The sequence below is a fragment of the Spirilliplanes yamanashiensis genome, assembly GCF_016863475.1.
In the GTDB taxonomy this organism is placed as follows: domain Bacteria; phylum Actinomycetota; class Actinomycetes; order Mycobacteriales; family Micromonosporaceae; genus Spirilliplanes; species Spirilliplanes yamanashiensis.
This window is the reverse complement of record NZ_BOOY01000057.1, coordinates 1-705: the sequence shown is the minus strand read 5'-3', so window position 1 is coordinate 705 and position 705 is coordinate 1. Positions and strand designations below refer to the sequence as shown.

The window sequence follows — 705 nt, the reverse complement described above, 5'->3', positions numbered from 1 at the left end:
AACAACTACGACCGCAACGACACCCGGTTCCCGTACCTGCGTGACTTCGACATCTACGCCGGTCACGACTGGGCCTCCGGGCACGGCGCGTTCGGCGCGGGCAACAACCAGGAGTCCAGCAGCGAGGGCCAGAACTTCGCCAACGCCCTCATCCAGTGGGGCCAGGCCACCGGCAACACCGCCGTGCGCGACGCCGGCATCTGGATCCACACCACCCAGGCCGCCGCGATCCAGGAGTACTGGTTCGACGTCACCGGCGAGAACTTCCCGTCGCAGTGGGGGCACAACTACGCCGCCATCGTCTGGGGCTCCGGCGGCGCCTACGCCACCTGGTTCTCCCCCGAGCACGCCATGATCGTCGGCATCAACATGCTGCCCATCACCGGCGGCCAGCTCTACTACGGCGACAACCCGGAATCCGTCCGGGCCACCTACGCCGAACTCGTCCGCAACAACGGCGGCGAACCCACCATCTGGCGCGACATGCACTGGCAGTACCTCGCCCTCGGCGACCCCGACGCCGCCCTGGCCAAGTTCCGCGCCAACAGCTCCTTCACCTCCGAAGAGGGCGAGAGCAAGGCCCACACCTTCCACTGGATCCGCAACCTCGCGGCCCTGGGCCTGGTCGACAAGAACGTCACCGCCAACCACCCCCTCGCCAAGGTGTTCACCAAGAACGGCGCGAAGACCTACGTCGCGTCGAAC

1 protein-coding gene is annotated in these 705 nt (G+C 67.2%); it reads left to right on the top strand.

Features of this window, described 5'->3' with window-relative positions:
• Positions 1 to 705, top strand: a 705-nt coding sequence (locus Sya03_RS30670; RefSeq protein WP_275411497.1) for a glycosyl hydrolase, incomplete at both ends; no start/stop codon positions are given.